Genomic DNA, 3,594 nt, shown 5'->3' with positions numbered 1-3,594 from the left:
AACATCTCTTTCCAAAGAGATTTACGTATCTGAGGAAACTCTTTCTTGATAAGTCTGCTGCTTGCAGATTTATACGCATTGATAAATTTACTTATCTCTGTGTTAGGCTGTCCTCGGAACAGGATGTGAACATGGTCAATGTCGTGATTCCATTCTTCTAACGCAATGTTATATGTAGGAGCAATCTTCTCAAATATTTCTTTGAGCCGGATTGAGATCTTGTCATCTATCACCTTGTTGCGGTACTTTACGCACATGATAAGGTGATAACGCAGCATGAATACTGAATGATTATTATTATCTAATTTCATAATATTTATAACCTTTATTATGCATACGACTGATTTACAATTAGATTATAATATTATCAGATACAAAAGTCAAGAAACGCCGTGTTTATCGCAATTCATCCCACCACCTATAGAGGTGGGGGATTTCTTGCTCACGGCGTGTTAAATACTGGACATGGGAAAATGGCGGCAATATCCAGATGTGGGATAATAGAGGCAGTGATAACCAGAAATGGTATATTAACGATGCCGGAAATGGATATGTATATATCACCAGTAAATACAATGGCAGATGCCTTGAGGTAGAAGGCGCAAGTACTGATGCAGGTGCTAACGTCTGGCAGTGGGATTATCTTGGCAATGCCAATCAGCAGTGGAGATTAGAAGTGATCGAATGATCATTTTGTATCTTTTATAGCATTAGTATATGAAGTTTGGCTATAAAAAAGCTAAGGGTAAGTTGTAAGTGAGAGGTCACTATTACCCCTTGGGATGAGTATAATGGCAAAAAAAGCAGCCGCGTATGACATGAGTTTATTTAAGTCATACGCGGTTTAGGGTATGTCTAGATTCAGAGCACTGATGTACTGACTCAATCATAATTAATCAAATGAGGTAGGTGTCAAAAGTTCCTTTTGACACCATATGACTAACGGATTGTTCCGTTTCTTCGAAACTCTCACAATCCTAAAACATTCGCAAATCCGCACTACGTGCTACTTTGCTCATGTTTTGCGGGTCATAAATTCATATTCGATTTCGAGCAAGCTCGAATCGAAATGACTTTTGACCCTTACATCATATTATTTTTTGACAAAAAATATTGCAACCTGTCTGTACTTTAGTTTCTGTGTGCCTTGTCAACTGCTTCCCAAAGTCCCTGAATATAGCAGGCTCCAAGAGCTCTGTCATAAAGACCGTAACCAGGCATAGCCTTCTCATCCCAGATCATACGACCATGGTCAGGGCGGATAGGTCCGTCAAAGCCAGTCTCATAAAGAGCCTTAATGATCTCATACATATCAAAACTTCCGTCTGAAGAAAGATGACAAGCCTCTTCGAAATCAGCAGGACCTACAGGAATCTTCTCTCCTGCCCAGCTTGTAACCTGGCTTCCATCCTCATGCTGGAAGGTGTTGAACTGAAGATTTCTAACATGTGCAAAATGGATACGTCCCTTAAGATTTCTGATCATCTGAGGAAGATCATTTTCAGGATTTGTACCATAAGAACCTGAGCAGAATGTAACACCGTTGTGTACATCATCAACAGTCTTCATCATACGCTGAATGTTCTTTTCATTATTGATGATACGAGGAAGTCCGAATACATTCCATGCAGGATCATCAGGGTGAATAGCCATCTTGATATCATACTTGTTACATACAGGCATGATAGCTTTAAGGAAGTATACAAGATTTTCAAAAAGCTTCTCTTCATCAACATCCTTGTACATCTCAAAAAGCTCTTTAACGCGGGCCATTCTCTCAGGCTCCCATCCTGGCATTACTGTTCCGTTCATATCACCGTTGATCGAAGCGAACATGTCTTCAGGATTGATGGAATCTACTGTCTTCTGGCTATAAGCAAGAACTGTTGCGCCATCTGCTCTTTTTCTTGCAAGCTCTGTTCTGGTCCAGTCGAATACAGGCATGAAGTTGTAACATACCATGTGAATGTCTTCTTTACCAAGATTCTCAAGAGTCTTTATATAGTTGTCTATGTGCTCGTCACGCTTGCCATTACCGATCTTGATATCATCAGAAATATTTACTGATTCAATACCTGAAATGTGCATATCAGCTTCTGCAACATCAGCTTTGAGCTTTCTGATCTCATCTAAAGTCCAAAGATCTCCGGCAGCTTTATCGTAAAGTGTTGTAATAACTCCCTTAACTCCAGGAATCTGTCTGATCTGCCAAAGCTTAACAGTATCAAACTCTTTACCATACCAGCGAAGTGTCATTTCCATAATTTTAAATCTCCATTCTCTAAATATATAAATTTACAATGTCTTTTACTTAACACGGATCCGGCTTAAATACCCGTCCGGAGCCTTCTTTATAGATACTCTCTTTATAGTATATATTTTGGATTTTTTTAGCTGATAATTCAATTGACAAAAAAGTTGCATAGTTTGCAAATTTGGCATATAAATGATAGTAAGAAATAATATCAAGAAATATAATCAAGAAATGATATCAAGAAATAATACCAAGAAATAATATCAAGAAATGATACCAAGAAATAATATCAAGAAATAATATCAAGAAATAATACCAAGAAATAATATCAAGAAATAATAACAAGAAATGATATCAAGAAATAATATCAAGAAATAATATCAAGAAATATAATCAAGCAATAATATCAGGCAATAATATCAGGCAATAATAATACACACAATTATTGTAACGTACCATTTTATCGCATGAGGGCCAAAAATGAGAAGAGAACTTAGAAGTGACTTTACCACAAGGCAGACAATGCTTTCAGACCTTTTTGAGCTTTATTACTACAGTGATGTAGCCATAAAGCCTGTCGAGATGCATTCTCACGATTATTATGAATTCTACATCTTCCTTGAAGGTGATATAGATATGCAGATTGAAAATGTGGCAACGCCGTACATAAAGCTTGTACCAGGCGACATAGTCGTATTTCCTCCGGGAATAAGGCATCATGCCATAAAGCGCCCAGATGATGATACCAAAAATATAAGTGACCAGGGCTCTATGCCCTATCGCCGTTTCGTATTCTGGCTAAGCGATAAGTATTTAAAAGAGCTTCTTAGCATCTCACCTGACTATGCCTATCTTATAGAAGAGGCTCAACAGGGAAAGTTCATCCACCATCTGGAAAAGGCCCTTTCAGGTCAGGTCCAGTCCAAGGCAATAACAGTGCTAGAAGAAATAAGCACTGTACACTATGGCCATGATGCTTTTTTGAGAATCTATTCCTCAGAGCTTCTCCTTACTCTGACGCGCTACGTCTATGAATCAGAGCACAAGATAAGCGTTCCTGAAAACACTGATATGATGGGTCAGCTCATCACCTATATTGATGAACACCTGACTGATAACCTGTCTTTAAACGTCCTTGCAGAAAAGCTCTTTGTAAGTAAGTCCTACATAGTGCATGAATTCAAGAACAGACTCGGCCTTTCAGTCCATCAGTATATAGTCAAAAAACGCCTCGCCGGGTGCCGCGATTCAATGCTCAGCGGCACACCAATAAGCGAAGCGTATATTACATATGGATTTAATGACTATTCAAATTTTTATAAAGCCTTCAAAAAAGAATA

The 3,594-nt window shown here is 38.3% G+C and carries 4 protein-coding genes; 2 read left to right on the top strand and 2 right to left on the bottom strand.

Features of this window, described 5'->3' with window-relative positions:
• On the bottom strand, positions 1–311 hold a 311-nt coding region (gene tnpA / locus K6G87_RS08060; protein WP_296835680.1), incomplete at its 3' end, for an IS200/IS605 family transposase.
• Positions 312–433: 122 nt separating this feature from the next.
• On the opposite strand from tnpA, the gene K6G87_RS08055 reads away from it, so the two are divergent.
• Positions 434–688 carry an RICIN domain-containing protein gene (locus K6G87_RS08055; RefSeq protein WP_296835682.1) on the top strand — a complete coding sequence of 85 codons (255 nt, stop codon included), beginning with the start codon at positions 434–436 and terminating at the stop codon, positions 686–688.
• A 443-nt stretch (positions 689–1,131) separates the two neighbouring features.
• Here the strand turns inward: K6G87_RS08055 and uxuA are convergent, their stop codons facing one another.
• On the bottom strand, positions 1,132–2,262 hold the full coding sequence (gene uxuA / locus K6G87_RS08050) for a mannonate dehydratase (protein WP_296835678.1): 1,131 nt from the start codon (positions 2,260–2,262) through the stop codon (positions 1,132–1,134).
• Between the two features lie 472 nt (positions 2,263–2,734).
• On the opposite strand from uxuA, the gene K6G87_RS08045 reads away from it, so the two are divergent.
• A partial coding sequence (locus K6G87_RS08045; RefSeq protein WP_296835676.1) for an AraC family transcriptional regulator occupies positions 2,735–3,594 on the top strand: 860 nt, incomplete at its 3' end.

It is taken from the genome of Butyrivibrio sp., from assembly GCF_024699075.1.
The sequence above is the reverse complement of the archived record's forward strand: the minus strand, read 5'-3'. Positions and strand labels throughout refer to the sequence as shown.